General features: G+C 52.6%; 26 protein-coding genes. 15 read left to right on the top strand and 11 right to left on the bottom strand.

All coding sequences use genetic code 11. The features are described 5' to 3' along the window. Positions 1–38: 38 nt before the first annotated feature. The gene (locus J1782_RS19205; protein WP_152326977.1) at positions 39–278 is read left to right on the top strand and encodes a hypothetical protein; all 240 of its coding nucleotides are present in this window, start codon (positions 39–41) and stop codon (positions 276–278) included. A gap of 86 nt (positions 279–364) precedes the next feature. Here J1782_RS19205 and J1782_RS19210 read toward each other — a convergent pair whose 3' ends face one another. After that, entirely contained in the window at positions 365–844 is a 480-nt protein-coding gene (locus J1782_RS19210) for a GNAT family N-acetyltransferase (protein WP_165057867.1), read from the bottom strand. A gap of 331 nt (positions 845–1,175) precedes the next feature. Here J1782_RS19210 and J1782_RS19215 point away from each other — a divergent pair, with 331 nt between their 5' ends. Next, a complete protein-coding gene (locus J1782_RS19215) occupies positions 1,176–1,349 on the top strand; it encodes a hypothetical protein (protein WP_165057865.1) in 174 nt (57 codons plus the stop codon). A 63-nt stretch (positions 1,350–1,412) separates the two neighbouring features. Here J1782_RS19215 and J1782_RS19220 read toward each other — a convergent pair whose 3' ends face one another. Continuing rightward, complete coding sequence (locus J1782_RS19220; RefSeq protein ID WP_152326979.1) at positions 1,413–1,613, bottom strand: hypothetical protein; 201 nt, start codon at positions 1,611–1,613, stop codon at positions 1,413–1,415. Between the two features lie 185 nt (positions 1,614–1,798). Between J1782_RS19220 and J1782_RS19225 the strand changes: the two genes are divergently transcribed. Further along, positions 1,799–2,068, top strand: a complete 270-nt coding sequence (locus J1782_RS19225) for a hypothetical protein (protein WP_165057863.1) — start codon at positions 1,799–1,801, stop codon at positions 2,066–2,068. 106 nt (positions 2,069–2,174) lie between these two features. Here J1782_RS19225 and J1782_RS19230 read toward each other — a convergent pair whose 3' ends face one another. Together J1782_RS19230 and J1782_RS19235 are read right to left on the bottom strand one after the other, a co-directional pair. Beyond that, complete coding sequence (locus J1782_RS19230; protein ID WP_152326981.1) at positions 2,175–2,450, bottom strand: hypothetical protein; 276 nt, start codon at positions 2,448–2,450, stop codon at positions 2,175–2,177. A gap of 237 nt (positions 2,451–2,687) precedes the next feature. After that, positions 2,688–3,113: a DUF4186 domain-containing protein gene (locus tag J1782_RS19235; RefSeq protein ID WP_165058721.1), complete on the bottom strand. Its 426-nt coding sequence runs from the start codon at positions 3,111–3,113 to the stop codon at positions 2,688–2,690. A 140-nt stretch (positions 3,114–3,253) separates the two neighbouring features. On the opposite strand from J1782_RS19235, the gene J1782_RS19240 reads away from it, so the two are divergent. Both J1782_RS19240 and J1782_RS19245 read left to right on the top strand, forming a co-directional pair. Then, complete coding sequence (locus J1782_RS19240) at positions 3,254–3,508, top strand: hypothetical protein (protein WP_152326982.1); 255 nt, start codon at positions 3,254–3,256, stop codon at positions 3,506–3,508. A 70-nt stretch (positions 3,509–3,578) separates the two neighbouring features. After that, positions 3,579–3,737, top strand: a complete 159-nt coding sequence (locus J1782_RS19245; RefSeq protein WP_152326983.1) for a YqaE/Pmp3 family membrane protein — start codon at positions 3,579–3,581, stop codon at positions 3,735–3,737. A 90-nt stretch (positions 3,738–3,827) separates the two neighbouring features. On the opposite strand, the gene J1782_RS19250 is transcribed toward J1782_RS19245, so the two are convergent. The 5 genes from J1782_RS19250 to fliD all read right to left on the bottom strand — a co-directional run bounded on the left by J1782_RS19250 (position 3,828) and on the right by fliD (position 7,398). Continuing rightward, positions 3,828–4,004 carry a GhoT/OrtT family toxin gene (locus tag J1782_RS19250; RefSeq protein ID WP_095922224.1) on the bottom strand — a complete coding sequence of 59 codons (177 nt, stop codon included), beginning with the start codon at positions 4,002–4,004 and terminating at the stop codon, positions 3,828–3,830. Positions 4,005–4,115: 111 nt separating this feature from the next. Continuing rightward, positions 4,116–4,790, bottom strand: coding sequence for an AraC family transcriptional regulator (locus tag J1782_RS19255; RefSeq protein ID WP_254303116.1), 675 nt, complete (start codon positions 4,788–4,790; stop codon positions 4,116–4,118). A gap of 391 nt (positions 4,791–5,181) precedes the next feature. Beyond that, positions 5,182–5,544: a flagella biosynthesis regulatory protein FliT gene (gene fliT / locus J1782_RS19260; RefSeq protein ID WP_152326985.1), complete on the bottom strand. Its 363-nt coding sequence runs from the start codon at positions 5,542–5,544 to the stop codon at positions 5,182–5,184. Then, positions 5,519–5,956, bottom strand: a complete 438-nt coding sequence (gene fliS / locus J1782_RS19265; RefSeq protein ID WP_152326986.1) for a flagellar export chaperone FliS — start codon at positions 5,954–5,956, stop codon at positions 5,519–5,521. The genes fliT and fliS overlap by 26 nt, the downstream gene beginning before the upstream one ends. A 14-nt stretch (positions 5,957–5,970) precedes the next feature. Then, positions 5,971–7,398, bottom strand: a complete 1,428-nt coding sequence (gene fliD / locus J1782_RS19270; RefSeq protein ID WP_152326987.1) for a flagellar filament capping protein FliD — start codon at positions 7,396–7,398, stop codon at positions 5,971–5,973. Between the two features lie 254 nt (positions 7,399–7,652). Between fliD and J1782_RS19275 the strand changes: the two genes are divergently transcribed. The 7 genes from J1782_RS19275 (at position 7,653) to tcyN (ending at position 14,147) form a co-directional block, all read left to right on the top strand. Continuing rightward, positions 7,653–8,933, top strand: coding sequence for a FliC/FljB family flagellin (locus J1782_RS19275; RefSeq protein ID WP_152326988.1), 1,281 nt, complete (start codon positions 7,653–7,655; stop codon positions 8,931–8,933). A gap of 306 nt (positions 8,934–9,239) precedes the next feature. Next, positions 9,240–9,962 carry an RNA polymerase sigma factor FliA gene (locus J1782_RS19280; RefSeq protein WP_101076714.1) on the top strand — a complete coding sequence of 241 codons (723 nt, stop codon included), beginning with the start codon at positions 9,240–9,242 and terminating at the stop codon, positions 9,960–9,962. Between the two features lie 54 nt (positions 9,963–10,016). Further along, positions 10,017–10,523: a flagella biosynthesis regulatory protein FliZ gene (fliZ, locus tag J1782_RS19285; protein ID WP_095922218.1), complete on the top strand. Its 507-nt coding sequence runs from the start codon at positions 10,017–10,019 to the stop codon at positions 10,521–10,523. Between the two features lie 189 nt (positions 10,524–10,712). Next, positions 10,713–11,723: a D-cysteine desulfhydrase gene (locus J1782_RS19290; RefSeq protein ID WP_217153747.1), complete on the top strand. Its 1,011-nt coding sequence runs from the start codon at positions 10,713–10,715 to the stop codon at positions 11,721–11,723. 134 nt (positions 11,724–11,857) lie between these two features. Beyond that, entirely contained in the window at positions 11,858–12,658 is an 801-nt protein-coding gene (tcyJ, locus tag J1782_RS19295; RefSeq protein WP_152326990.1) for a cystine ABC transporter substrate-binding protein, read from the top strand. Between the two features lie 71 nt (positions 12,659–12,729). Next, complete coding sequence (tcyL, locus tag J1782_RS19300) at positions 12,730–13,398, top strand: cystine ABC transporter permease (protein WP_101076710.1); 669 nt, start codon at positions 12,730–12,732, stop codon at positions 13,396–13,398. Next, positions 13,395–14,147 (top strand): L-cystine ABC transporter ATP-binding protein TcyN, encoded by a 753-nt coding sequence (gene tcyN / locus J1782_RS19305; RefSeq protein ID WP_152326991.1) that lies wholly within the window; start codon positions 13,395–13,397, stop codon positions 14,145–14,147. Before tcyL ends, tcyN begins: the two co-directional genes overlap by 4 nt. A gap of 243 nt (positions 14,148–14,390) precedes the next feature. Here the strand turns inward: tcyN and phoA are convergent, their stop codons facing one another. Together phoA and putA are read right to left on the bottom strand one after the other, a co-directional pair. Next, positions 14,391–15,815: an alkaline phosphatase gene (gene phoA / locus J1782_RS19310; protein WP_217153748.1), complete on the bottom strand. Its 1,425-nt coding sequence runs from the start codon at positions 15,813–15,815 to the stop codon at positions 14,391–14,393. Between the two features lie 909 nt (positions 15,816–16,724). Next, on the bottom strand, positions 16,725–20,699 hold the full coding sequence (putA, locus tag J1782_RS19315) for a trifunctional transcriptional regulator/proline dehydrogenase/L-glutamate gamma-semialdehyde dehydrogenase (RefSeq protein ID WP_217153749.1): 3,975 nt from the start codon (positions 20,697–20,699) through the stop codon (positions 16,725–16,727). 526 nt (positions 20,700–21,225) lie between these two features. Between putA and putP the strand changes: the two genes are divergently transcribed. From putP to efeO, 3 genes are all read left to right on the top strand, one after another. Beyond that, positions 21,226–22,710 carry a sodium/proline symporter PutP gene (gene putP, locus J1782_RS19320; RefSeq protein ID WP_208951988.1) on the top strand — a complete coding sequence of 495 codons (1,485 nt, stop codon included), beginning with the start codon at positions 21,226–21,228 and terminating at the stop codon, positions 22,708–22,710. A 214-nt stretch (positions 22,711–22,924) separates the two neighbouring features. Next, on the top strand, positions 22,925–23,770 hold the full coding sequence (gene efeU / locus J1782_RS19325; protein WP_152326996.1) for an iron uptake transporter permease EfeU: 846 nt from the start codon (positions 22,925–22,927) through the stop codon (positions 23,768–23,770). Between the two features lie 60 nt (positions 23,771–23,830). After that, positions 23,831–24,970 (top strand): iron uptake system protein EfeO, encoded by a 1,140-nt coding sequence (efeO, locus tag J1782_RS19330; protein WP_152326997.1) that lies wholly within the window; start codon positions 23,831–23,833, stop codon positions 24,968–24,970. The last annotated feature ends 74 nt before the right edge of the window (positions 24,971–25,044 follow it).

Below are 25,044 nucleotides of genomic sequence, written 5' to 3' on the forward strand. Positions count from 1 at the left end.
GGGGCAAATACAACTCCCTCCATTCTCACGAGGTATTTATGTCAGTCGTTCAGGCCAAATCATTAATCGAAGCCGAAGAGCTGCTTAATTCCGGTATGGTGAAAAAAGTCGAACTGGCTTTTAGTATTAACAGTGATGAGTTTTTCAAACTTGCGCTGGAATGTGGCGACCGCGGTGCTAAGATCACAAAAGGCAAAAAATTCTTCGTTATCACCCTGAAAAAATGGGTTATTCCTTCCAATGAAATTCCTGCATCGAAAAGCAATGTCCTGATGTAATCTGCTTCTCGCGTCTCCATAACCCTGTCACGAGGCAGCGTTATGGAGATATTTTTCTGCATTTCTCCCGGCATTTTCGCACCGTATCAGGCCACCGATTTCATCATATACACGCTAAGCGGATCCGGTGAGATACGATAATCGCCAAACGCTTCTGTGCGCGCGTATCCCAGCTTTTCATACAGGGTGATGGCTTTTTCCTGAAACACGCCGGTTTCTAAAAACAAATCCCGATAGCCCAATGTTTTCAGTTTGCTTTCCATTGCATCAACCAGCAGTGAAGCAATACCCTGACCGCGGTACAGCGGATTCACGTAGACCCGTTTCATCTCAGCAATCGGTTTTTCATGCCCTTCAGGCCGCGAAATATACAGACATGCGCATCCTGCCCAGTCATCGTCTACCCGCGCCATAAAACAGAAAATTTCACCGTCTTCGAGCGTGGAGACGTTAATTCCCTGAAAGGATTCCGGCGGGTAGAGCGGGTATTGATAAGCATCCAGCTCTGCAATCAGTCGTGTCAGATGCGGATGATTCGCATCGGTTTCAAAAATCTGGGCACTCACAGCGCGGGCTCTCAATGCAACAAAATGGATTCATATTCTTAACCGAAATTACATCGAAAACAAGCGGCTGGGGGAGTGCAGCGAAGCCTGTATCCGGCATTTGCCACGGAAGAGTGTAAAAATTGATGACGTCTTGTGCATGTCTGTCAGAGTTGTCTGATTTGATCAAATATTGATCTTTTTATCGCGTATCTGTACTTCTTTTATGCAACATTTATCGGGAGTGATTAATGTATGTAATGAAATCACTCGGTGTGATTAATAGTTGATGTATGATTACTTCTGTAGGTAAAGCAGTACATTATAAGAGCATGATTGAAAGGATAAAATTATGGCTGTCTATCCTGTTGGCGTTTTTGTCACGCTTACTTTTACACCAGGTTTGTTTGAAGTTATCGCTGTTCTGGATGAGGTAACGCCGGTGCAGTATCAGGTTATTAATGTGGAAACGGGAAATGTGATCCGGGTGAATGAGAATTTCATCCGCGGAATTGTCAAACCGTAGTCACGCGGGTTAAGTCAGGTATCAGGCCGGCAGAGGATACTCCTTTGGCCGGCCTTCTTGTTATCAGTCTGGCATTAAATTGTTAAAATCGTCCTCATAGAGCGCCCGACATTCCTCAATAAATTCCGGGTATCCCAATTCTGACGTCTGAACTTCCCGCCCCAGTCGTTTTTGCAAGTCTTCGTGAAATCCTTCGAATTCGCCATGCAGGATCCCGGTAAATCCGGTCAGGATAATGCATTGCTCTGGCGTTAATTTTTTCACGGTGGATCCTTATCAATGGTGTAGAACTACGTTTTTATGCGGCAACGCGGGGACAACAGCGGTGTACGAAACGTCGTTCATAAAAAAAATGCGTAAAGAGAGAAGTGCTTCACGCCGGTATCCGGCAGGACGCGGCAACATATTCTATCCTGTAATTAATCCCACTGGAAAACAAGGAGTCACCTATGGATCAGGATCTGTTTGAACAGGCACCACTGCCGCTGCTTACCCGGTTTCAGGTGGGCGATCGCGTAAAATTACTCACTTTCCCGGTGGGCGTTCATCCGGCCAGTTATCAGCTGGATGTGGCGATTACGCAAATTCAGGACGGAGAATTTGAAGGGGAGATTGTCAGTATCGCGCCGCTCGGACGTTTAGGGCACCACGAAGCGCATTTCACGATCGGTGGGCACGTCGCCTTTTACGCCCGAAACATTCAGGGCATGGCCGCCTGAATTCATGGGCTGAATGTCTGACGGCCGAAAACCCTCAGAAAGCAAAAACCCCGCTTAAAGGGGCGGGGTTCGTTTACGATCGTACTTTTCGATATACTTTTGTTTCTTACATCATCGGCTTAACGTGTTTGGTAAGCGCCTGGGTGGTCAGTTCATCGGCCTGAATTTTCGAACAATTTCCGCAATAACCGACCAGATACCAGTTTCCGTCAGCCCCTTTTTCAGGCTTCACTTTATAGCGCTCGTTCTGTTTACCGTAAAATTCACGTTCTGCACTTTGTGATGCATCTTCCCAAAAACACAACGAAAACTGATGTTGTTTATCAACATGACGTTGTCCGTTGCGGCTTCCACCTATCAATAAATAATGATACTCAGACATGCATCCTCCTTTTCCCAATGGGGGGTAATAATCCTCACTACAGTGTAAAACTCATTTCACCTGGAAAACTCACCCGAAAGACTGCACAAGAAGACAACAAAAGGGCGCGCAAAGGCTGCCCGGCAGAAAACTGTCTTATTCCTTAAAATTATAGAGTACAGACGCAGCAGGGTACTTAAATCCTGAAAAACTGTGACTGCTGTCACTCTTTATTTTTTTACCACTGTGATGCGCTTCTTACAATAAATCCATTTGTTGTGGGTCAGAATTTTTTGGTTTTGCTTTCCGCGGTTTAGCGGCTGGCGCGGCCCGCTGCATTTCCTGATGTATCCAGTGCAGGATCACTGCAACCGTATAATCCTGCTGCGTTTGTGTCATCTCAGCGTGTGCCGCAATACGATGCCATTTTTCCAGACATCCGCGACAGCAGGTGGCGGTGGCGTGCTGGGCGATAAACACCGGATGGCCGCGCATCGGCGTCTGCCTGCCGTCGGCCTGAGGTTCCGCAGGCGCGAGCCGCCGGCTAATGAAATCGGCGGCGTGCTGCGCTACGGTATCAGGCCCGTGACTCATACAATATTCGTATTCTTTCGGGCCAAGATGAAAGCGCTGGCGAAAGGGGGAAGACGCCAGACGCTGAAAAACGTCGTCGGTTGAAAACATAGTGATGGTGTCCATGCGCAGGTTAGACGCAGAAATAGCGGGTGTTTTTGCATCAGCTGTCGGCTTTGACCGAACTGTTGCCATGCTAGTCTGGTTTTAATGACTTTCCCACCGACTTTTCACGACAGCAGGAACACGCTATGGCAGAAAAACAGGTAGTCGATTTAGTGATGTCGGTTAACAAACATGCCGAAGAAACTGCCATGCAACATCTGATGCTGCGCAATTTTATCATCGTGATGTGCCGCAATATGACGGACGAGCAAAAAACGCAGGTGAGATGGCAGATGCGCCAGATCCATCAGATAACCGATGCCGAGTACCGCGCAGGCGATGTCGAATTGCTCGATAAAGTGCGTCGAGACGTGGAAATTATGCTGGACCTGATCAATTAAGTTTCATCTGATAGGCGGCTTTGTTTCCCTGAACTATCATTAACTCAATGATAACCAAAGGGAGATGAACATGGGATTCTGGAGAGTTTTGATCACCATCCTGGTACCGCCGTTGGGCGTGTTAATTGGTAACGGATTTGGCGGTGCTTTTTTGCTGAATATCATCCTGACACTGTGCGGTTATCTGCCGGGTCTGATCCACGGCTTTTGGGTGCAAACCCGCAATTAGCAGCAACGTAAACAGTAGCAACAACAGTTGTACAGAACCCGGCCTGAAAGCCTGAAAGCCGGGTTTTTTAATGAGCGCAGTTTTACAGCGTCAGAACAGGGAGAAGAGCAGAACGACGGGAAGGCTCATCGGCCAGGTAAACCCGATAATGCCGGACGTTAACAAGCGTATTTTAATCGTGTCGCGGCTCACGAGAAGCGTCACCAGTGCCGCAATACCCAATCCACCCCAATAAATCGTTTTAATCACTTCCCACCAAACGTGCACTGCCAACCCCTGATCACCCGTAAATTAACGGCGTGTATGATATTCGGTTAACATCTGGTAATCAATTATTGTGTGATGTTACTCATGATTTAGCATTGTAGTGCTTAGGAGTTAGTTGTTATAAGTCATCGTTTGTGCTGAGAGGGGGCGCATATGCCCGCGGATCGCGGTAGGCGCGAAGCCAAAACGCTTCCGAAAACGTTCCGCAAAACGGGAGCCACTTTCATAACCGACCTGATGGGCAATGTTGGAAATCGCCAGATCGGTGCATTGCAGTAACCGCAGCGCCTGTGTCATGCGGACATCAATCATCAGATTGCGCAGGACACAATCCTCGGCCGCCAGCCGGCGGCGAAGCATCACTTCATTCATCATCAGCTGTTCCGCCACTTCCGCGGCGGTAAACGATTTATGCAGATTATCTGTCAGCAATTCGCGCACACGTTGTGTCATGCTTTCGCTGTGTTGCAGCGAATAACGCACACCCAGATGCGACAGCCAGAGCAATTGTTCCAGCATACGATGGCGGGTAATGGGCGCGGGCAGGCCGTGATGCCAGAGAATGGCGCTGTGGGTATCGGTAAAACTCTGTTTAAAAGCCACCGGGATATGCGGAATAACCTGCAGCGTTTCAACGGAAAGCAGTGGGGCTGAAAAGCCCGTGGCATGGAGCCCCGCATCACTGAGCAACTGGTGATCCCAGGCCATAATGGCGCAGCTGAAAGGGCCATTGTCTGAGAGATGGTGGGTGAGACTCAACGTTTGTCCACTGTTGAGCACCAGCATTTCCCCCGCCTGTAGCGAGAATCGCTGTTCCTGGTTAGTAATAGAAAGACTTCCATTCTGCACGAGGATTAATTGCGGCTTATTAATATAGACATCGTGAATAAAAAGCTCACTATGCTGAATAAGTAGCGAAATAGTGCCTATCCCTGGAGTCACTTTTATTTTACGAACCATATCGATGATGCCCGAAATGACGACCGCAACCTGTTGTTTGCTGCCTGATATAAAACTTCCCGCTTATGCCAATACAAACAGGCTGCCGGTTTAGGCGAGTGTTACGGAAGGAGACAGAGAGAATCAGCCCTGGTAGCCGTATGCTCTCTGCCCCTGAAACCTTATTTTTGCACAAGAAATATTGGAAAAAAATAAATCAAAAGAAGTACTTTAATAATTATTGGTGATCGCCAAAAGCAATCGAACGGAGATCAATTTTTCCGTACGTCGTGTTCACTTGTTGTTGTCGGGACGACTGACCAATCAGCTGGGTGAGCGTATTCATCCGAGCCTGTAATAACGTTTTAATCAAATTTTCATTGTCGAGAATGATACGTAAATAACGGCGAATATCATTCTGAACCATTATCGAGGTCTGTTCTGACATCGGTAATTTGGTGGTCGCTTCCACGGCTTTCACATAACTGACTTCGAGCTCGACCAGCTCATCCCATTTTTCATCTTGCGCCAGCCGCAACATCTGCTCGCTTAAAGACAGGATCAGTTGATATTCATTAACCAGATACTGATGTTGATCCATTATATTGGTCCTGCGACGGGTGGTGGTTTGGGCCGATTTGCCGCCAGGCATCGGCGATATTTTCAAGCAAGGCCAACACCTCGGTGATGGCCTCTTGATCGTTGTGTAAATTTGCATGTAATAAACGGCGGACCATATAGGAATAAAGCGCTTCCAGGTTATCCACTAATTCCGGGTCCCCTTTATCACGGCTTAATCCGGCTTTTAATCCGCTGTCGATAATATTAATCGCCATGGACAGGGATTTGCCTTTTTCGGCAATGCTTCCCTGTTGAATGAATATGCGTGCACGGATCAGGGCGCTGCGCGCCCCGTCAAATAACATCGTGACTAACTGGTAAGGCGACGCACTCATGACTGCGCTTTCTACGCCAACCTGGGCGTAGGCCTGTGTTCCTTTAGCGTTATACATAATCTGTTTCCTTACTAGCTTGAACTTGATGAGGACATGGCTTCGAACTGCTGCGTCAGATAAGTCGCCGTGCTGTTGAGCTTTTGAATCGAGACATCAAGTGCAGTGAATTGCGTTTTGTAACGGGCGATGGTGGTGTTGATGCTGTCATTCACCTTGTTGTACTGATCGGTCAGTCCTTTCAGGGTGGTGTTAACCGCCGTTTCTGCGTTAGCAATCGTGCCGTTAGTACTGTTCAGGAACCCGGTATTCAGGTTGCTGATATTGGTCATCACGCCAGTGGTTTTACCGTCGCCGACCATCATGGTCTGCACTGCATTCGGATTACTGGTCAGCGCGGTGCTCAGTTTGGTGCTGTCAATTTCCAGTTTGCCGGTATCCGGGTCGGTCGTAATGCCGATGCTGGATAAAGAGCTGATCGTGCCGGAACCTGATGCTGCAGTGACGGCGGATTTCAGACGCGTCTGAATAGTGCGCAGCGCACTGTCACCCAGTAATGCACCGTTGGTGCTGTCAGCCGTATCAGTATTCGTCGCGGTCGCGGTGAACTTAGTCAGACTGGCGAACGTGTCCTGTAATGAGTTGTAGGCATCAACGAAAGTCTGAATGGCCGTCGTGGCTGTACTGGTATCTTTCGCTACTGTCAGGCTGGCCGCGGTGGAAGTGGTTCCCGTCAGATTTAAGGTGATCCCATCCTGTGCGTCGCTGATGGTGTTGCTCTGACGCTCCAGATCGATGCCGTTGAACGTCAGCTTGGCATTCATTGCCTCAGCATTTTGCGTCATCGCACCCGTGCCGGTGGAAGAATCATAACCAATAATGTTATTGAGCTGGTCATCACCGGTCACGCTGACGGTCATCTCAGAATTGGTGCCGGTATTGTTGGCGCTCAACACCAGCTTGTAGCTGCTGTCGGTCACTTTAACGATACTCGCCGTAACGCCGCCGCCGGCTTTATTGATTGCATCGCGAACGCCGGTCAGTGAAGTCTGATCGTCCGTCAGTTTAATGCTCAGCGGAGTACTGCCGTCGCCCTGGCTGATGGTCAGCGTGCGCGAGTTACCGGTAGTGGTTGAGCCTAATGCTGCCGTACTGCTGCTTTGCGTGGCAGAGATTAAAGATTGAGATGCCGCCAGCTGTGTCACGTTAACGGAATATTTACCTGCCGCCGCGCCGGTGCTGGTGGTCGCGCTGAATGCCGAGGTGTTGTTAGACGTTGCCGTCGTCGCGCCGTAAGTATTGGTAGACGACAATGCCGTCGCCGCATCGGCAAAGGTTTGTACTGCGCTTTTCAGCGTGCCGTAAGCGGTCAGCTGAGCACTGTAACTGGTCTGTGCCGTGGTGATTGGCGTGAGACGCGCCTTTTCTGCGGTGGTCAGGTTATCCAGCAAAGTGGAGAGATCTAAACCTGAGCCGATACCTAATGAAGAGACAGTGGCCATATGTATCCTTGTACGGGTTGTATAAGAGTCTTTAAGCCCTATCGGCACGACGGAGAAAAAGTTTAATAGATCGCAACAAAAAGTAATGGCGTGAATAGGCGGTATAAGGAAGGGTAATTCTCAAAGTAAGAAATCGACGTTTTTTGAGAAATAATTCTAAAGGTTGCGGGAGTAGCGCCGATACAAGTTTGGACGGTGATGAACGCCGTGGGCAATAAGCCCGAACCCTTAACCAGATTTGAAGGAATACACTCATGGCTCAAGTTATCAATACCAACACGCTGTCTCTGATGACTCAGAACAACCTGAACAAATCCCAGTCCGCTCTGAGCACCGCTATCGAGCGTCTGTCCTCCGGTCTGCGTATCAACAGCGCAAAAGACGATGCTGCTGGTCAGGCGATTGCTAACCGCTTCACGTCTAACATCAACGGTCTGACTCAGGCTTCACGTAACGCCAACGACGGTATCTCCGTTGCGCAGACCACTGAAGGTTCACTGAGCGAAATCAACAACAACTTACAGCGTATCCGTGAGCTGTCAGTTCAGGCTGCCAACGGCACCAACTCATCTTCTGACCTGACCTCAATCCAGGACGAAATCACTTCACGTCTGTCTGAAATCGACCGCGTATCTGGTCAGACTCAGTTCAACGGCGTGAACGTACTGGCTTCTAACCAGACGATGAAAATTCAGGTTGGCGCAAACGACGGCCAGACTATCTCCATCGACCTGCAAAAAATCGACTCTACTACTCTGGGTCTGAACGGTTTCTCTGTATCAAGCAACGCTCTGAAAACCAGCGATGCTATCACTCAGGTTGGCGCAAGCGGCTCCCTGAAAAACGTTGACCTGTCTGCAGCTGCCACTTCTCTGGGCCTGGACGCAAGCAAACTGTCTCTGAAAAACGTTCAGACAGCAGCAGGCGCAGCCACTGCAACTTACGTTGTTTCTGATGGTACTAATAACTACGCAGCCTCTGTAGATGACGCTACTGGTGCTGTAACTCTGAACACCACTGACGTTTCTTACACTGACACTGACAACGGTGTTACTGCAGGTACTCAGACTGGCAAACTGGTTAAAGTTGGCGCAGACGCGACTGGCGCAGCAGTAGGTTACGTGACCGTTCAGGGTAAAGACTACAAAACTGCAGCAGGCGCTATCACTGACGGCGGCGCTACTGGTACTGCTAACGTGGCAAGCACCATCGGTGACATCTCTGATACAGCTAACACCAACGCTTACACCGGTGTGGCAACTTCTGATCCACTGAAAGCAATCGACGCTGCAATCGCTAAAGTTGACACCTTCCGTTCTTCACTGGGTGCGGTTCAGAACCGTTTCGATTCTGCAATCACCAACCTGGACAACACCACCACTAACCTGTCTTCTGCACAGAGCCGTATTCAGGATGCTGACTACGCAACTGAAGTTTCTGCAATGTCTAAAGCACAGATCTTGCAGCAGGCGGGTACTTCAGTATTGTCTAAAGCTAACCAGGTTCCTCAGTCTGTACTGTCCCTGCTGCAATAATTGTCGCTGGCGACAATATAAGCAGTCCGGTTACAAACAGAACAAACCCCGCTCCGGCGGGGTTTTTTTTAACCAAAATTTACCTTTTTCCACGATTAATGAAACGCATTCGCTGGTATAATTTAGGATAATCTTTATGTTGTGATTGTTTTTTAGGCGATTGCAATCCTGGTAATCCTGCGGGTCTGAAACAGAAAGTGCGAGACATAATCAAAATAACCGCGCTTTTCAGTCCTTATTCAGGCGATTGAATGGGGATTACCACTGGCACAATGATACTGACCCTCAATTTGCCAGGTTACGACAGTGAGCGATCTGTATACCGCCGACGGCGTGATAGACAAAAATTCTTTGTGGCAGCGCTATGTTCCGCTCGTGCGCCATGAAGCCCTGCGTTTGCAGGTGCGGCTTCCCGCCAGCGTAGAGCTTGATGATCTACTGCAAGCGGGAGGGATCGGCCTGTTAAATGCGGTTGAGCGTTTTGATGCGATGCAGGGTACGGCGTTTACCACTTATGCCGTCCAGCGTATCCGTGGCGCGATGCTTGATGAGTTGCGAAGCCGCGACTGGGTGCCGCGCAGCGTCAGACGTAACGCGCGTGAAGTGTCTCAGGCGATGCATAACGCAGAACAAAAATTAGGGCGACCACCGAGTGAAGGAGAGGTGGCGCAGGCACTGGATATTCCCATCGAGGAATACCGGCAGATATTAATGGATACGAACAGTAGCCAGTTGTTTTCTTATGACGAATGGCGCGAAGAGCACGGCGATACTGCCGAGGCATTGATGGAAGGGCACGAAGAGGCCAACCCGTTACATCATCTGTTGGAGGGCAATTTACGCCACCGGGTGATGGAAGCTATCGATGCGTTACCAGAACGGGAAAAGATGGTACTTACGCTTTACTACCAGGAAGAGTTGAATTTAAAAGAGATCGGGGCGGTACTGGATGTCGGGGAATCCCGCGTAAGCCAGCTCCACAGTCAGGCGATTAAGCGTTTACGCAGCCGCCTGGCCAACGACCACTGATCCGCTTTTTCCTGGCCGGTTATACATTTTATATCCCTTATCAGGAATAAATTTATGCCAGCGGGAATCAAAACAAGGCCTTTAAGCCGTTATCTTAAAGATTTTAAACACAGTCAGACTCATTGCTCACAGTGTGCAAAAGAACTCGACAGGATGGCACTGGTGTTTCGCGGGCAAATCATCAATAAAGAGGCCATCGCCAAGATGGACCAGCCTATTGATGATGACGTGTGGCACAACCTGTCGCAGGAACTGACCGCTCTGTGTCGTTTTTGCAGTGAGATAAGCTGTAACAGCCATTCGTCATATTTTGACATCATGGCGTTTAAGCAATATCTGTTCGAGCAGACAGAGATGAACCACAGCACGGTGCGCGAGTATGTTGTCCGCCTCCGCCGTCTGGATGAAATCTTGTCAGCAAATAACTATCCTCTCGATAAGCTTTCAGGGGACAGCATCCACCAGCGGATCATCAGTGATTTGCCGGTGGCGGGCCACGATAACTACCGTATTGCTTTGCGCAAATACGACCAGTATCTGGCCTGGCAGAAATCCGCGTAAGCGGCGCTCTATACAGACTGACACACAAAACGCAAACAGGCTCCTTCGGGGGCCTGTTTTTTTGTCTTGAATCTGTCCGCATAAAGTATTAATTCTTTATATACTTATTTCATAACCATTCTGCGCAAATACATCTGCTTCGACTATCACGACTTCGCCGGCCTTGCGGCTGTGCGTCAGGGGAACACTGTGCCTGCTAAAATTGCTTTGCTTAAAACCCGGCTGGAAACCTTTGATCGTATTGATTTACTGGGCAACTGCACGCCATTAGAAAAACTCCACCGTCTCTCTGAGTTCACGGGTCGTGACATCTATATCAAACGCGATGACATTACGCCGCTGGCGATGGGCGGTAACAAGCTCAGAAAACTGGAATATCTTGCCGCCGCCGCGCTGGCAGAAGGTGCGGATACGCTGGTGACAGCAGGCGCGATTCAGTCCAACCATGTCCGTCAGACGGCGGCAGTGGCGGCGAAACTGGGCCTGAAATGCGTTGCGTTGCTGGAAAACCCCATTGGCACCACCGAAGCCAATTATCTGACCAACGGCAACCGCCTGTTGCTGGATTTATTCAATGCCGAAGTGGTGATGTGCGATGAACTGCACGACCCGACGGCGCAGCTGGCAGAATTGGCTGAGCGCCTGGAAGGGCAAGGTTTTCGTCCGTACGTTGTGCCGGTCGGCGGCTCGAATGCGCTGGGTGCGCTGGGATATGTCCGGTGTGCGCTGGAGATTGCTGAACAGTCTTCCGCGAGTTTCGTCGATTTCAGCGCAATCGTGGTGGCGTCCGGCAGTGCGGGGACACACGCCGGGCTGGCGGTCGCATTGCAGCATTTAATGCCGGATACACAACTGATAGGCGTGACGGTGTCACGTAAAGCCGACGCGCAGCGTCCGAAGGTGGAAACCATTGCCCGTGACGTTGCTGCCAGTTTGCAGTTTGATGAAAAAATACCGCAAATCGTTTTGTGGGATGACTATTTTGCACCGCGCTACGGTGAGCCGAATGAAGCGGGAATGGCGGCGGTGAAATTGCTGGCGGAGCAGGAAGCGATGCTGCTGGATCCGGTATATACCGGCAAGGCAATGGCCGGTCTGCTCGACGGCATCGAACGCGGATTATTCCCGGACGAAGGCTCGATCCTGTTCATCCATACCGGCGGCGCGCCGGCACTGTTTGCGTATCATCCGCAAGTGTGATGCCATACAGTACGCTTATGCAATTTTGCGCTAAGATTATGAAATTATATTCCTGATAACTCTCGCGGCGGGTGCTACTGTGCGCAAATCGTCAGATATATAACTTTCTAACATCGATAATAACTGAGGTGTATATGGTTTTTTCCACATTGCGTCGTCGTTTACTTCTGGGTGCTGTGGCCGTCAGCCTGACAGCCGGTATGGTCACCAACAGCTTTGCTGATGAAGGCTTACTGAAAAAAGTGAAAGACCGCGGCACGCTGATCGTCGGTCTGGAAGGGACTTACCCTCCGTTCAGTTTCCAGGGTGAAGACGGCAAACTGACCGGTTTTGAAGTGGAATTCGCCGATGCGCTGGCACAGCATATGGGCGTGAAAGCGAAGCTGCAACCGACCAAATGGGACGGCATGCTGGCTTCTCTGGAATCCAAACGTATTGACGTTGTCATCAACCAGGTGACCATTTCCCCTGAACGTGAGAAGAAATATGACTTCTCCACGCCGTACACCGTTTCCGGTATTCAGGCGCTGACCAAAAAAGGTAACGAAGGCTCAATCACCAAGCCGGAAGATCTCAAAGGTAAGAAAGTGGGCGTGGGTCTGGGCAGCAACTACGAACAATGGTTACGCGCGAATGTTCAGGGCGTGGACGTTCGTACCTATGATGATGACCCGACGAAATATCAGGATCTGCGCGTAGGCCGTACCGATGCGATTCTGGTTGACCGTCTGGCCGCGCTGGATCTGGTGAAGAAAACCAACAACACCTTAGCCGTTGCCGGTGCGCCGTTCTCCCGTCTGGAATCCGGTGTTGCGATCCGCAAAGACAACCCTGAATTACTGGCCGCCATCAACAAAGCGATTGCAGAAATGCAAAAAGATGGTTCTTTAGCCAAAATTTCCGAGAAGTGGTTCGGGGCTGACGTCACCAAATAATTATCCGTTAGACCCGGAGCTGATCTTGCTCCGGGTTATTTCAGGATACACATCCAAAAGGTCTTTATCGGATGCAAGAAAGTATTCAACTGGTGCTGGATTCAGCACCATTTTTATTGAAAGGAACCCTGTTTACCCTCCAGCTGAGTCTGGGCGGTATGGTCTTCGGGTTAATATTAGGCTTTATGCTGGCGCTGATGCGCCTTTCGCATTTCTGGCCACTGTCGTGGCTGTCACGTTTTTACGTCTCCGTATTTCGCGGTACACCGCTGATTGCACAGCTGTTTATGATTTACTACGGTTTGCCACAGTTTGGTATCGAGCTGGATCCTATTCCGGCGGCTATGATTGGCCTCTCACTCAACACCGCGGCTTATACTTCTGAAACCCTGCGAGCGGCGATTTCGTCAATTGAAAAAGGGCAGTGGGAAGCGGCGGCAAGTATCGGCATGAACCCCTGGCAGACGATGCGCCGCGTGATTTTACCGCAGGCGGCACGTACTGCGTTGCCACCGCTGGGCAACAGCTTTATCGGATTAGTGAAAGATACCTCGCTGGCGGCGACCATTCAGGTGCCGGAACTGTTCCGTCAGGCTCAGTTGGTCACCTCCCGCACGCTGGAAGTGTTCACCATGTATCTGGCCGCATCCATTATTTACTGGGTGCTGGCGACCGTTTTATCCTTCCTGCAAAACCGTCTGGAAGACCGCGTTAACCGCCAGGATCAGGAGCCTTCATGAGTACCATTGACGTTAAGCAACTGACGAAGAAATTCCACGGACAGACGGTTTTGCACGGTATCGATTTACAGGTCAATGCCGGTGAAGTCGTCGCGATTATCGGGCCGAGCGGTTCGGGAAAAACGACGCTTCTGCGCAGCATTAACCTGCTGGAGGAGCCGGACGGCGGCACGATCAAAGTCGGCAATATCGAAATTGACGGCAACAAGCCGATCAGCAAACAAAAAAACAAAGTCCGCGAACTGCGTCAGCAGGTGGGCTTTGTGTTCCAGAACTTCAACCTGTTCCCGCACCGTTCTGTGCTCGAAAACATTATTGAAGGCCCGGTGATTGTGAAGGGCGAACCGAAGGCGAAAGCCATCGCGACGGCGCGTCAGCTGCTGGAAAAAGTCGGATTAAGCGGCAAGGAAAACGCTTACCCGCGTCGCCTTTCCGGCGGTCAGCAACAACGCGTAGCGATTGCCCGCGCGCTGGCGATGAGCCCGGAAGTGATCCTGTTCGACGAACCGACCTCTGCCCTCGACCCGGAACTGGTCGGCGAAGTGCTCAACACCATCCGCGCGCTGGCGCTCGAGCACCGCACCATGGTCATCGTGACCCACGAGATGAGCTTTGCGCGCGATGTTGCGGACAGAGCGATCTTTATGGATCAGGGGAAGATCGTAGAGCAGGGGCCTGCGAAGGCGCTATTCTCGAACCCGCAGCATGCGAGGACGAAACAGTTCCTTGAGAAGTTTCTGGCGCACTAGATTCAGTTTTGTGCACAAGCCGCTGCACAAGGCGGCTTTCAGTCACTGGATCGGGAAGATTTAGGTTTCTCACTTGCAGTGAGGGCTGACAGCTGACCGGGTAAATTTCGGTTTCGGCGGTAGCCGCTGAGCGATCACTGCAATTGAAAAACCGAAACTTTCTCGATCCAGTTAAAACCTGATGCCACGTTGGATGGCAATCCTACACAATGGCTTTGAGCCGCCAAAGCAGCGGCCTCCTGCTTATTTAATATTCATTGCTTCCCGCATGGTATAGAACAAATCCGTCTGGTCGGTCAGCCCGACGACGTTCGCGGCGTGTGGCCCGAACGCGGCGATCCGCAACTGAGTCCCGGTGTGACCCTGCGAGTCATCCTCGGAATTCCCGTAACTGATGGTCATCGGCGCGCCATCTTTGGTGGTCAGCGTTTGCGTGAGGCCGGGGGCTTTGGCGTCGGCTTCAATAATCTGGCTGGAATGCGCGTGATCGGCGGTCACAATCACCAGCGTATTGCCATCCTGACGGGCAAATTCAAGGGCTTTCTGCACCGCTTCATCCAGATCTACCGTCTCACCAAACTGACCGCAAGGGTTGGCAGCGTGATCTTGCTTATCAATCGACGCACCTTCGACTTGCAGGAAGAAGCCGTTTTGATTGGTTTTCAGCAGGTCGATCGCTTTTCCGGTCATCGCCGCCAGCGTCGGTATCTCTGCGGTGCGCTGCGGATTGGCTTCGCAGGTGACGGCAGGTTTATCGATATTGCCGTGATACGTGGCTTTCGGACCCTGCCAGCGTACCGGCATGTTGCCGTCGGCGAATAAGCCCAGCAGCGGTTTTTTCTGGTCGGCCTGTGTGATAGCGTTCAACTGGTCGGCGTTTTCTACCCACACATAACCCTGCGCCAGCGCCTGGTCTTTCAGGGATTTACCGCTGAATTCGCCGGCTTTCGCCAACTGACTGAAGGATTTTTTGCCGCCGCCCAGCGTGACGTCGGCGCGTGCCTGCAACAGCTGTTCAGTGATGGAACCGCGTCCGCCATTTTCCAGCGCGTTGCTGGCGCATTTTTCGGCCGTTTCTTCCGGGCCATAGCATTTACGGGACGTGACATGCGCGATTTGGGCGGCTGGCGTGGCGTCCTGCAATTCTGCCGTCGAGACGTTGCCGGTCGCTTTGCCTGCGGCTTTGGCGATCTCGAGAATGGTCTGGTGATCTTTACCGTTTACGTCCACCCCGATCGCGCCGTTATAGCTTTTTACGCCGGTCGTCCAGGCGGTGGCTGAGGCGGCGGAATCCGTCACATAGCTTGGTTTCTGTGTCTTTTTATCCAGAGAATAATGCGTGTACTGACCGGTCAGCGGCAGGGCATCGATGCCTTTGAAATAACCGCCTGCGCCTTCTGCATAATTTCGTGCGGAAGTGATTTCAGAATCGCCCATTCCGTCGCCAATCAGCAGGATTACGTTCTTCACCGTTTTATCCGAAAGCGAAGCTTTCAGCGCTGCCGTCTGGTCACCGCTCAGACGACGAGCGCCACCCGGTTCAGTCAGCACGCCTTTTGCTGCGCGGTCTGTCAGGGCGTCCGGCTCAGCGGCGAAAGCGCTGGCGGATGTGGAAACCAGCAGGGCGGCAGAGAGTGCGCGGGCAAGCAGGGAGAGGGGTTGTTGCATGGTCAAAACTCCTTTTGATAAACCGTCAGAAATAAAAAAACACAGATTGTTGTATTTTGTTACCGGTAGGTTAAGTCAGAGTTATGACGTTTTAATGACAATTCAGTCTGCTGATAGGCAGTTCGAATATGATCGAGGTGTTTCCTTGTGCAGAAGCCGCGCACATGGCGGCTTTCGGTTACAGGACCAGGAAAGTTTCGGTTTTTTTACTTGCAGTGAGGGGCTGGGACTATGACCGGGGAAGTTTCGGTTTTTCACTTGCAGTGAGGGGCTGTAACTATGACCGGGAAAGTTTCGGTTTTTCAATAACTGTGTTCACTTAACCTGCTGCGTCGAAACCGACCAAAGAGGCCCAGGAGGGGGCCTCTTTGGAATCTCCGCGTCTTGCTAACAGCGCGCTATCGCTCGCTGGCTATGTTTCAGGGGCCAGCGCTATTGCCGCGAAAACTTGCCGCTACGCGGTACCCTCACTCGGTTTCGAGCCACAGGTCTCGAAACACTTCGCTCGGCAAGCTTTCCGAAAGCGGCTGGAGGCTTTTTCAATTCAAAATCAGCATGCATCTATCTTCCGAATTACATAGCCATTGGCCGCTTTCAAAACGACGTCGAATGAACGGTGAGAAACAGCGAGAGTCTTTTTCCGAGCCGGTTCGAGCCTGAAATGAGAGCACCGCGCAGCGGCAACGTTTGCGGCAATAACGGGTGTTACTGAAACATAGCCAGCGAGCGATAGCGCTGTTAGAAAGACGCGGAGATTCCAAAGAGGCCCCGTCCTGGGCCTCTTTGGTCGGTTTCGACGCAGCAGGTTAAGTGAACACAGTTATTGAAAAACCGAAACTTCCCCGGTCAGAGTCCTGGTGCCTCACTGCAAGTGAAAAGCCGCCCAATTGCAGCGGCTTCTGCAATCTATCACCCGATTGTCATCAGACTCGCATTCCCGCCCGCTGCCGCGGTATTCACACTCAGTGAACGCTCATGCAACAGACGCTCCAGCAGGATGTTATCTTCGCCGCGCGCAAACCCTTGTACTGAAATAATCGCGCCAGGGCGCTTGGCGATAAGCTGACAAAGTTCGCGGAGCTGATCGGCGTCGCCGTGATAAATCACCGCGTCAAATACCGGTGCCTCGTTCTGCCAGTCTTTGGCGAAATCGACACGTTCCTGTACCGCTTCCGGTAACTGGCTGAACAGTTCGCGCTGTAACGGCGCATCCGGCCAGAGAATACGGCAACCGGTCGCGGTGACGGCGGCGAGCTGGGTCAGCGCATCATCCTGATTGTCTGACAACGCCAGAACGCGCTCACGCGGCAATAATGCGTAAGTGTTACGTTCCCCGGTTGGCCCCGGCAGGGTACGCAAAGTGCCGCCCTGACTGGTTTGTGCGAAGCGCTCGCACACGGCAATCAGGTCTTCGCGATGTTTCTGCTCCGTCGCCCATTGTTGCAACGCGCGGTGCGGTGCCAGTAACGCTTCGCGTACAGACGTGTCCAGCGGCAGTTCGCGATCCTGACGCAATAACGTTTGCTGCACGGCGTCCTGCGGGCGGCTGCTCAGCAGGCGGTACAGGTACAGCGGACCACCGGCTTTCGGGCCGGTTCCGGATAAGCCTTCACCGCCAAACGGCTGCACACCCACGACAGCGCCGACCATGTTGCGGTTCACGTACATGTTGCCGACGTGCGCCTGCTGCGTCACGCGGTGGATGGTTTCGTCGATGCGGGTATGGATCCCCAGCGTCAGGCCGTAACCGGCGGCATTAATCTGACCGATCAGCTTATCCAGATCCTGACGGGCATAACGCACCACATGGAGTACCGGGCCGAAGATTTCTTTCTTCATTTCATCGAAGCTTTCCAGCTCGATAAGCGTCGGTTTGATGAAGGTTCCGCGCGTCCATTCCTGCTGATCGGCGGCAAATTCCTGCGTGGCCTGATACACCGTGCGGCCTTTGGCGCGCATGGCATCGATGTGTTTCTCGATACCGGCTTTGGCTTCGGCGTCGATCACCGGCCCGATATCGGTACACAACCGTTCAGGGTTGCCCATGCGGCACTCGGCCATCGCGCCGCGCAGCATTTGCAGCGTATGGTCGGCGACGTCGTCCTGAATACACAGCACGCGCAGGGCGGAACAGCGCTGACCAGCGCTGTCGAAAGCTGACGCCACGACATCGGTCACCACCTGTTCGGTGAGTGCGGAGGAGTCCACAATCATCGCGTTCAGGCCGCCGGTTTCGGCGATAAGCGGCGTCGGACGCCCCTGCGGATCCAGACGACCGGCGATGTTGCGTTGCAAAATTCCTGCCACGTCGGTGGAACCGGTAAACAGCACGCCGCGGACGCGTTCGTCGTTCACCAGTTGCGAGCCCACTGTTTCCCCCTGGCCCGGCAACAGTTGCAGCACACCCGTCGGAACACCGGCTTCATGCAAAATGCCCACGGCCAGCGCGGCAATCAGCGGCGTTTGCTCAGCCGGTTTTGCCAGCACGCTGTTGCCTGCGGCGAGGGCGGCGGCAATCTGCCCGGTGAAGATCGCCAGCGGGAAGTTCCACGGGCTGATACACACAACCGGCCCGAGCGGACGGTGCGAGTCATTGGCAAAGTCTTCACGGATCTGGCCTGCGTAATAGTGCAGGAAATCCACCGCTTCACGTACTTCGGCGATAGCGTTATTAAAAGTCTTTCCGGCTTCACGCACCAGTACGCCAAGCAAGCTTTGCAACTGCGCTTCCATCAATTCTGCGGCGCGTTGCAAGATTGCGGCGCGCTCTTCGGGAGGTGTCGCAAACCAGATAGCACCGGCGGCGGTGGACGCATCCAGCGCACGGCTGATTTCGTCCTGCGTGGCTTCACGCACGTAACCGACGATATCGCCGTTTTCAGCCGGGTTAATGACTGGCAGGAATTCGCCCTCATCGGTCTGTGCATCAATCATCGGCTGGGCCTTCACCGGATGGCTGGCGCTTTGCAGCAGGGCGCTGGAAAGCGACGCCAGACGGTGTTCGCTCGACATATCCAGCCCGGCAGAGTTCACGCGTTTGTCGCCGTACAAATTGCGCGGCAACGCGATACGCGGATGCGGTAAACCGACCTGACCTTCGCTGGCGGCCAGCGCTTCGACGGCCAGAACCGGATCGGCAACCAGTTCGTCAATCGGCAAGGTGGCGTCAGCGATACGGTTAACGAAGGAGGTGTTCGCACCGTTCTCCAGCAGACGACGCACCAGATACGCCAGCAGCGTTTCATGCGTGCCGACCGGGGCATAAATGCGGCAAGGGCGGTTCAGTTTGCCCTCGCTGATTTTGCCGACAACCTGCTCGTACAGCGGTTCGCCCATGCCGTGCAGGCACTGGAATTCGTACTGACCGGGATAGTAGTTGTTACCGGCCAGCTGATAAATTGCCGCCACGGTGTGCGCGTTGTGTGTCGCAAACTGCGGATAAATCAGGTTGGGCACCGCCAGCAGTTTGCGGGCGCAGGCCAGATAGGAAACGTCGGTGTAAACCTTGCGGGTGTAAACCGGATAATCTTCCAGTCCGTCCATCTGGGCGCGCTTAATCTCGCTGTCCCAGTACGCGCCTTTAACCAAACGGATCATCAGGCGGCGACGGCTGCGCTGAGCCAGATTGGTCAGGTAATCGATGACCATCGGGCAGCGTTTCTGGTAAGCCTGAATAACGAAGCCGATGCCGTTCCAGCCCGCCAGTTCCGGCTCAAAGCAGAGTTTTTCCAGCAAATCGAGGGAGATTTCCAGACGGTCGGCTTCTTCGGCGTCAATATTGATGCCGATGTCATAACTGCGCGCCAGCAGCGTCAGCGAGAGCAGGCGCGGATAAAGCTCTTCCATCACGCGTTCGTACTGCGCACGGCTATAGCGCGGATGCAGGGCGGAAAGTTTGATTGAAATGCCCGGCCCTTCATAAATGCCACGACCGTTTGAGGCTTTACCAATCGCGTTAATCGCCTGCTGATATGACTGCAAATACGCCTGCGCGTCTTTTTCGGTCAGCGCCGCTTCACCCAGCATGTCGTAGGAGTAACGGAAACCTTTTTCTTCATGTTTACGCGCGTTAGCCAGCGCTTCCGCGATGGTTTCGCCGGTCACGAACTGTTCGCCCATCAGGCGCATCGCCATGTCCACGCCTTTGCGGATCAACGGTTCGCCACTTTTGCCGATAATACGGTTCAGGGATTTCGACAGGCTGGCTTCATTGTGTGTCGCCACCAGTTTGCCGGTAAACAGCAAACCCCAGGTCGCGGCATTGACGAACAGCGACGGGCTGCGGCCCAGATGTGAATGCCAGTTACCGTTGCTGATTTTGTCGCGGATTAACGCATCGCGCGTTGGCTTATCGGGAATACGCAACAATGCTTCGGCCAGACACATCAGTGCCACGCCTTCCTGCGAGGACAGGGAGAATTCCTGCAACAGGCTTTGCACCATACCGGCGCGGCCGTTTGCACTTTTCTGGTTACGCAGTTTGGTGGCGATCTCGGCGGCCAGTTTCAGGGCAGCGTCGTTGAGCGGAGCAGGCAGACGGGCCTGTTCGAGCAGCATGGAAACGGCTTCCGGCTCCGGGCGGCGATAGGCGGCGGTAATGGCTGAACGACTGACCGACTGCGGCAAAATCTGCTCGGCGAAATCAAGGAACGGCTGATGCATTTCCTGCACCGGCTGACCGGCGGGCTCTTCCGCGTCGCCAGGCGCTGCGCCATTAAGCGCCGGGATCTCCGGCAGCGAATCGCCATTTTCCAGACGTTCCAGATAGGAAAAAATCGCCTGTTTGATCAGCCAGTGCGGCGTGCGGTCAATCTGCTGAGCCGCAATTTTTAGCCTGTCGCGTGTGCCTTCGTCCAGCTTCACGCCCATCGTCGTCATACCCATACGCAACCACTCCATATGAAAAGGTTCAGGTGAATTCATTATCTTTATGGCAAGCAATATCTTCTATGTTGCAACCTTGTGCAACCCTGTTAATGCACGAAGTATGCCTGATGTGATTTATTTGGCATTTTTAACATTGAATCAACGTAGGAAAGACAGGTTATTCGCGGTAACCGCCTTAATAACCTCAAAGTTAAAGGTGCAACTGAGGGAAATGTAACGTGCAACCCGCTCTCATCATAAATGTGATGCGTCGTAAATTTTACGTATCCAAAATGTTAAAGCATTTGAAATGTAGCGATCACTCAACCAGTATCGCGACCGACAGTTAATTTGAATAAAAACCACATTAAGTACGCTGAAAAAGAAAAAAAATGGAGAGTCATGCTGCATCCTTCGCGGGTTTCAGCCATCATCTCGCCCCGGCATGATTTTGACCGCCTTTTGAAAAAGGTGTGTCAGGACAGACAGATGCCGGCCTGCATTGCAAACACGTATCGCAAAAAATAAGAAAGTGGAGAAGGACATGACAATGAACACACCGATGCTGGTGACGTTTTGTGTTTATATTTTCGGGATGATTTTGATAGGGCTCATCGCGTATTTACGGACCAAAAACTTTGATGATTATATTCTGGGTGGCCGCAGCTTAGGCAGCGTGGTGACGGCACTTTCCGCCGGTGCTTCGGACATGAGCGGCTGGTTATTAATGGGTTTACCGGGCGCGATTTTTCTTTCCGGTATTTCCGAAAGCTGGATTGCCATCGGCCTCACGATTGGCGCGTATCTGAACTGGAAGCTGGTGGCGGGGCGCTTACGCGTTCACACCGAGGCCAACAATAATGCGCTGACGCTGCCGGATTACTTCACGCACCGCTTCGAAGATTCCAGCAAATTGCTGCGTATTATCTCGGCTGTCGTGATCCTGGTGTTCTTCACCATTTACTGTGCTTCCGGGATTGTTGCCGGTGCGCGTTTGTTTGAAAGTACTTTCGGGATGTCTTATCAGACCGCGCTGTGGGCGGGTGCCGCAGCGACCATCATTTATACCTTTATCGGCGGTTTTCTGGCAGTCAGCTGGACTGACACGGTGCAGGCCAGCCTGATGATTTTCGCGCTGATCCTGACGCCAGTGATCGTCATCCTCGCGGTCGGCGGCATTGACAGTTCGATGCTGGTGATTCAGGCGAAAAATCCGGAATACACCGACATGTTCAAGAATATGAATCTGGTGGCAATTGTGTCCCTGCTCGGCTGGGGACTGGGGTATTTCGGTCAGCCGCATATTCTGGCGCGTTTTATGGCCGCCGATTCGCATCACACTATCCGCAGCGCACGCCGTATCAGCATGACGTGGATGATTTTGTGTCTGGCGGGCACCATCGCCGTGGGCTTCTTCGGGATTGCGTATTTCAGCAATAACCCGGCAGTAGCGGGCAATGTGACGCAAAACGCTGAGCGGGTATTCATCGAGCTGGCGAAAATCCTGTTCAACCCGTGGATTGCCGGGATCTTGCTGTCGGCCATTCTGGCGGCGGTGATGAGCACCCTGAGCTGCCAGTTGCTGGTGTGTTCAAGTGCGATTACCGAAGATTTGTACAAGGCGTTCCTGCGCAAAGGCGCAAGCCAGCGTGAGCTGGTGTGGATTGGTCGCGCGATGGTGCTGGTTGTCGCGCTGGTGGCAATTGCGCTGGCCGCCAACCCTGAAAACCGCGTGCTCGGTTTAGTCAGCTACGCCTGGGCAGGTTTTGGCGCGGCATTCGGGCCGGTGATCCTGATTTCCGTGATGTGGAAACGCATGACCCGCAACGGCGCGCTGGCCGGAATGGTCACCGGCGCCGCGACGGTGATTCTGTGGAAAAGTTACGGCTGGGTTGAACTGTACGAAATCATTCCTGGGTTTATTTTTGCTTCGATCGCCATCTGGGTGGTCAGCCTGATGGGGCGTAAACCTTCCGTGGCAGTCGAAGAGCGCTTCAACGCTGCCGAAGCGGAATACAACACTCTCTGATTTTCCCCGCGTTATCGTGATAAACCGGGATCGTCCTGATCCCGGTTTTCTGTTTTTTCGTGCGCATTTCCCCGACAGGTTTCAAAAAAGAGCCCGTCACCTCTTGTATTTCTTTTTCCAGGAATGATAATCAATATCGTTTCTTTTTACCTTTCTTTACAGAGTCCTTACACATCTGTAAGTCTTCAGAATTCAGGGTTCGGGAGTTTCCGCTATGTTCGTTCCGTTTCTCATTATGTTTCGCGAAGGGCTGGAAGCGGCGCTGATTGTCAGCCTGATCGCCAGTTACCTTAAACGGACGCAGCGCGGGCAGTGGCTCGGTGTGGTCTGGATTGGCGTGTTCATTGCTGCGGCACTGTGTCTGGCGCTGGGGCTGTTTATCAATGCCACCACCGGCGAGTTTCCGCAAAAGCAGCAGGAGTTGTTTGAAGGCATTGTGGCCGTCATTGCGGTGTGCATTCTGACCTACATGGTGTTCTGGATGCGTAAGGTGTCGCGTTCCATCAAAGTGCATCTGGAAGGCGCGATTGATAACGCGCTCAATTCCGGTCGCGGTCAGGGCTGGGCGCTGGTAGCGATGGTGTTTTTCGCGGTCGCGCGTGAAGGGCTGGAATCGGTATTTTTCCTGCTGGCGGCGTTCCAGCAGGATGTCGGCATTGAAGCACCCATCGGTGCGTTACTCGGTCTGGGCGCGGCCATCGTGCTGGGTTTCCTGATTTACTACGGCGGCGTGAAGCTGCATCTGGCGAAGTTCTTCAAGTGGACCAGCCTGTTTATTTTGTTCGTCGCGGCAGGTCTGGCGGCCGGCGCTATCCGCGCTTTCCACGAAGCCGGTTTGTGGAACAGCATGCAGGATATCGCGTTTGATTTCAGCGGCACGCTGTCCACGCATTCCCTGTTCGGTACCTTGCTGGAAGGGATGTTTGGTTATCAGGAAGCGCCGACCGTCAGTGAAGTCGCGGTGTATTTCCTGTACCTGATCCCGGCGCTGTTCCTGTTCTTTATGCCTCAGGGAAAATCAGCCGTCACGGCTCCGGCCGGACAAAAAACACAACGCTGATTTTTAACAATATTGTTGTTCATACATTCTCTATTCACACAGTTTGTCACGGAGTGGTACATGTCATATTCATCCCCGCTGTTTCGCCGTAAAGCTTTACAGGTCGCGCTGCTGTCACTGCCCGCTTTTGCGCTGAGCGCTAATGTGCTGGCGGCTGATGTCCGTCAGGTCAAAATTGCTGTTAACGACAAACAATGTGAACCGATGGCGCTGACCGTGCCGGCCGGTAAAACGCAGTTTGTTATCCATAACAACAGCCAGAAAAACCTGGAATGGGAAATTCTGAAAGGCGTGATGGTGGTGGAAGAGCGTGAAAACGTGGCGCCGGGCTTCACGCAGAAAATGACCGCCAATCTGGAGCCGGGCGAATACGACATGACCTGCGGCTTGCTGAGCAATCCGAAAGGCAAACTGACCGTCACGGCGGAAGGCGCGGCGACCTCCGCAAAACCTGACGCCATGGCGCTGGTTGGCCCGATTGCGGAATACAAAGTGTATGTGACGCAACAGGTTGCTGAACTGGTTTCCCACACCAAAGCGTTCACGGATGCGATTAAGAAGGGCGATCTGGCGAAAGCGCAGGCGCTGTACGCCTCTACCCGCGTTTATTACGAACGTATCGAACCGATCGCCGAGCTATTCTCAGACCTCGACGGCAGCATCGATGCCCGTGAAGATGACTTCGAAAAGAAAGCCGAAGACCCGAATTTCACCGGTTTCCACCGTCTGGAGAAAATCCTGTTCGCCGATAAAACCACTAAAGGCGCTGAGCCTTTTGCTGACAAGCTGTATACCGACACCGTTGATTTGCAAAAACGTATCACCGACCTGACTTTCCCGCCGAACAAAGTGGTCGGCGGTGCAGCAGGCCTTATCGAAGAAGTGGCATCGAGCAAAATCAGCGGTGAAGAAGACCGTTACAGCCGCACAGACCTGTGGGATTTCCGTGCAAATCTCGACGGCGCGCAGAAAATCGTGAACCTGCTGCGTCCGCTGCTGGAAAAAGCCGACAAGCCGCTGCTGGATAAAATCGACGCGAACTTTAAAACCGTGGATACCCTGCTGGACAAATACAAAACCAAAGACGGTTACGAAAACTACGAGAAACTCTCCGACGCTGACCGTAATGCGATGAAAGGGCCGATCACGACGCTGGCAGAAGATTTAGCCAAGCTGCGCGGTGTTTTAGGTTTAGATTGATACTCCTCCCCCTGCGAAGGGGGAGGCTGGGAGGGGGTTTAGCAGACCATACAATGGCTGATGCACACTTCAAC

It is taken from the genome of Rahnella sp. BCC 1045 (assembly GCF_019049615.1).
Classification (GTDB): Bacteria; Pseudomonadota; Gammaproteobacteria; order Enterobacterales; family Enterobacteriaceae; genus Rahnella; species Rahnella contaminans.

What these genes read in the sequence shown, in the direction of transcription:
- J1782_RS19215 (WP_165057865.1), top strand. Translation starts at nt 1,176, where the DNA reads ATGGCTGTCTATCCTGTTGGCGTTTTTGTCACGCTTACTTTTACACCA.
- putA (WP_217153749.1), bottom strand. Translation starts at nt 20,699, where the DNA reads ATGGGTATGACGACGATGGGCGTGAAGCTGGACGAAGGCACACGCGAC.
- J1782_RS19205 (WP_152326977.1), top strand. Translation starts at nt 39, where the DNA reads ATGTCAGTCGTTCAGGCCAAATCATTAATCGAAGCCGAAGAGCTGCTT.
- J1782_RS19235 (WP_165058721.1), bottom strand. Translation starts at nt 3,113, where the DNA reads ATGTTTTCAACCGACGACGTTTTTCAGCGTCTGGCGTCTTCCCCCTTT.
- efeO (WP_152326997.1), top strand. Translation starts at nt 23,831, where the DNA reads ATGTCATATTCATCCCCGCTGTTTCGCCGTAAAGCTTTACAGGTCGCG.
- J1782_RS19255 (WP_254303116.1), bottom strand. Translation starts at nt 4,790, where the DNA reads ATGCTGGTGCTCAACAGTGGACAAACGTTGAGTCTCACCCACCATCTC.
- tcyN (WP_152326991.1), top strand. Translation starts at nt 13,395, where the DNA reads ATGAGTACCATTGACGTTAAGCAACTGACGAAGAAATTCCACGGACAG.
- J1782_RS19275 (WP_152326988.1), top strand. Translation starts at nt 7,653, where the DNA reads ATGGCTCAAGTTATCAATACCAACACGCTGTCTCTGATGACTCAGAAC.
- J1782_RS19230 (WP_152326981.1), bottom strand. Translation starts at nt 2,450, where the DNA reads ATGTCTGAGTATCATTATTTATTGATAGGTGGAAGCCGCAACGGACAA.
- tcyJ (WP_152326990.1), top strand. Translation starts at nt 11,858, where the DNA reads ATGGTTTTTTCCACATTGCGTCGTCGTTTACTTCTGGGTGCTGTGGCC.
- tcyL (WP_101076710.1), top strand. Translation starts at nt 12,730, where the DNA reads ATGCAAGAAAGTATTCAACTGGTGCTGGATTCAGCACCATTTTTATTG.
- fliZ (WP_095922218.1), top strand. Translation starts at nt 10,017, where the DNA reads ATGCCAGCGGGAATCAAAACAAGGCCTTTAAGCCGTTATCTTAAAGAT.
- putP (WP_208951988.1), top strand. Translation starts at nt 21,226, where the DNA reads ATGACAATGAACACACCGATGCTGGTGACGTTTTGTGTTTATATTTTC.
- efeU (WP_152326996.1), top strand. Translation starts at nt 22,925, where the DNA reads ATGTTCGTTCCGTTTCTCATTATGTTTCGCGAAGGGCTGGAAGCGGCG.
- fliS (WP_152326986.1), bottom strand. Translation starts at nt 5,956, where the DNA reads ATGTATAACGCTAAAGGAACACAGGCCTACGCCCAGGTTGGCGTAGAA.
- phoA (WP_217153748.1), bottom strand. Translation starts at nt 15,815, where the DNA reads ATGCAACAACCCCTCTCCCTGCTTGCCCGCGCACTCTCTGCCGCCCTG.
- J1782_RS19245 (WP_152326983.1), top strand. Translation starts at nt 3,579, where the DNA reads ATGGGATTCTGGAGAGTTTTGATCACCATCCTGGTACCGCCGTTGGGC.
- J1782_RS19225 (WP_165057863.1), top strand. Translation starts at nt 1,799, where the DNA reads ATGGATCAGGATCTGTTTGAACAGGCACCACTGCCGCTGCTTACCCGG.
- fliT (WP_152326985.1), bottom strand. Translation starts at nt 5,544, where the DNA reads ATGGATCAACATCAGTATCTGGTTAATGAATATCAACTGATCCTGTCT.
- fliD (WP_152326987.1), bottom strand. Translation starts at nt 7,398, where the DNA reads ATGGCCACTGTCTCTTCATTAGGTATCGGCTCAGGTTTAGATCTCTCC.
- J1782_RS19240 (WP_152326982.1), top strand. Translation starts at nt 3,254, where the DNA reads ATGGCAGAAAAACAGGTAGTCGATTTAGTGATGTCGGTTAACAAACAT.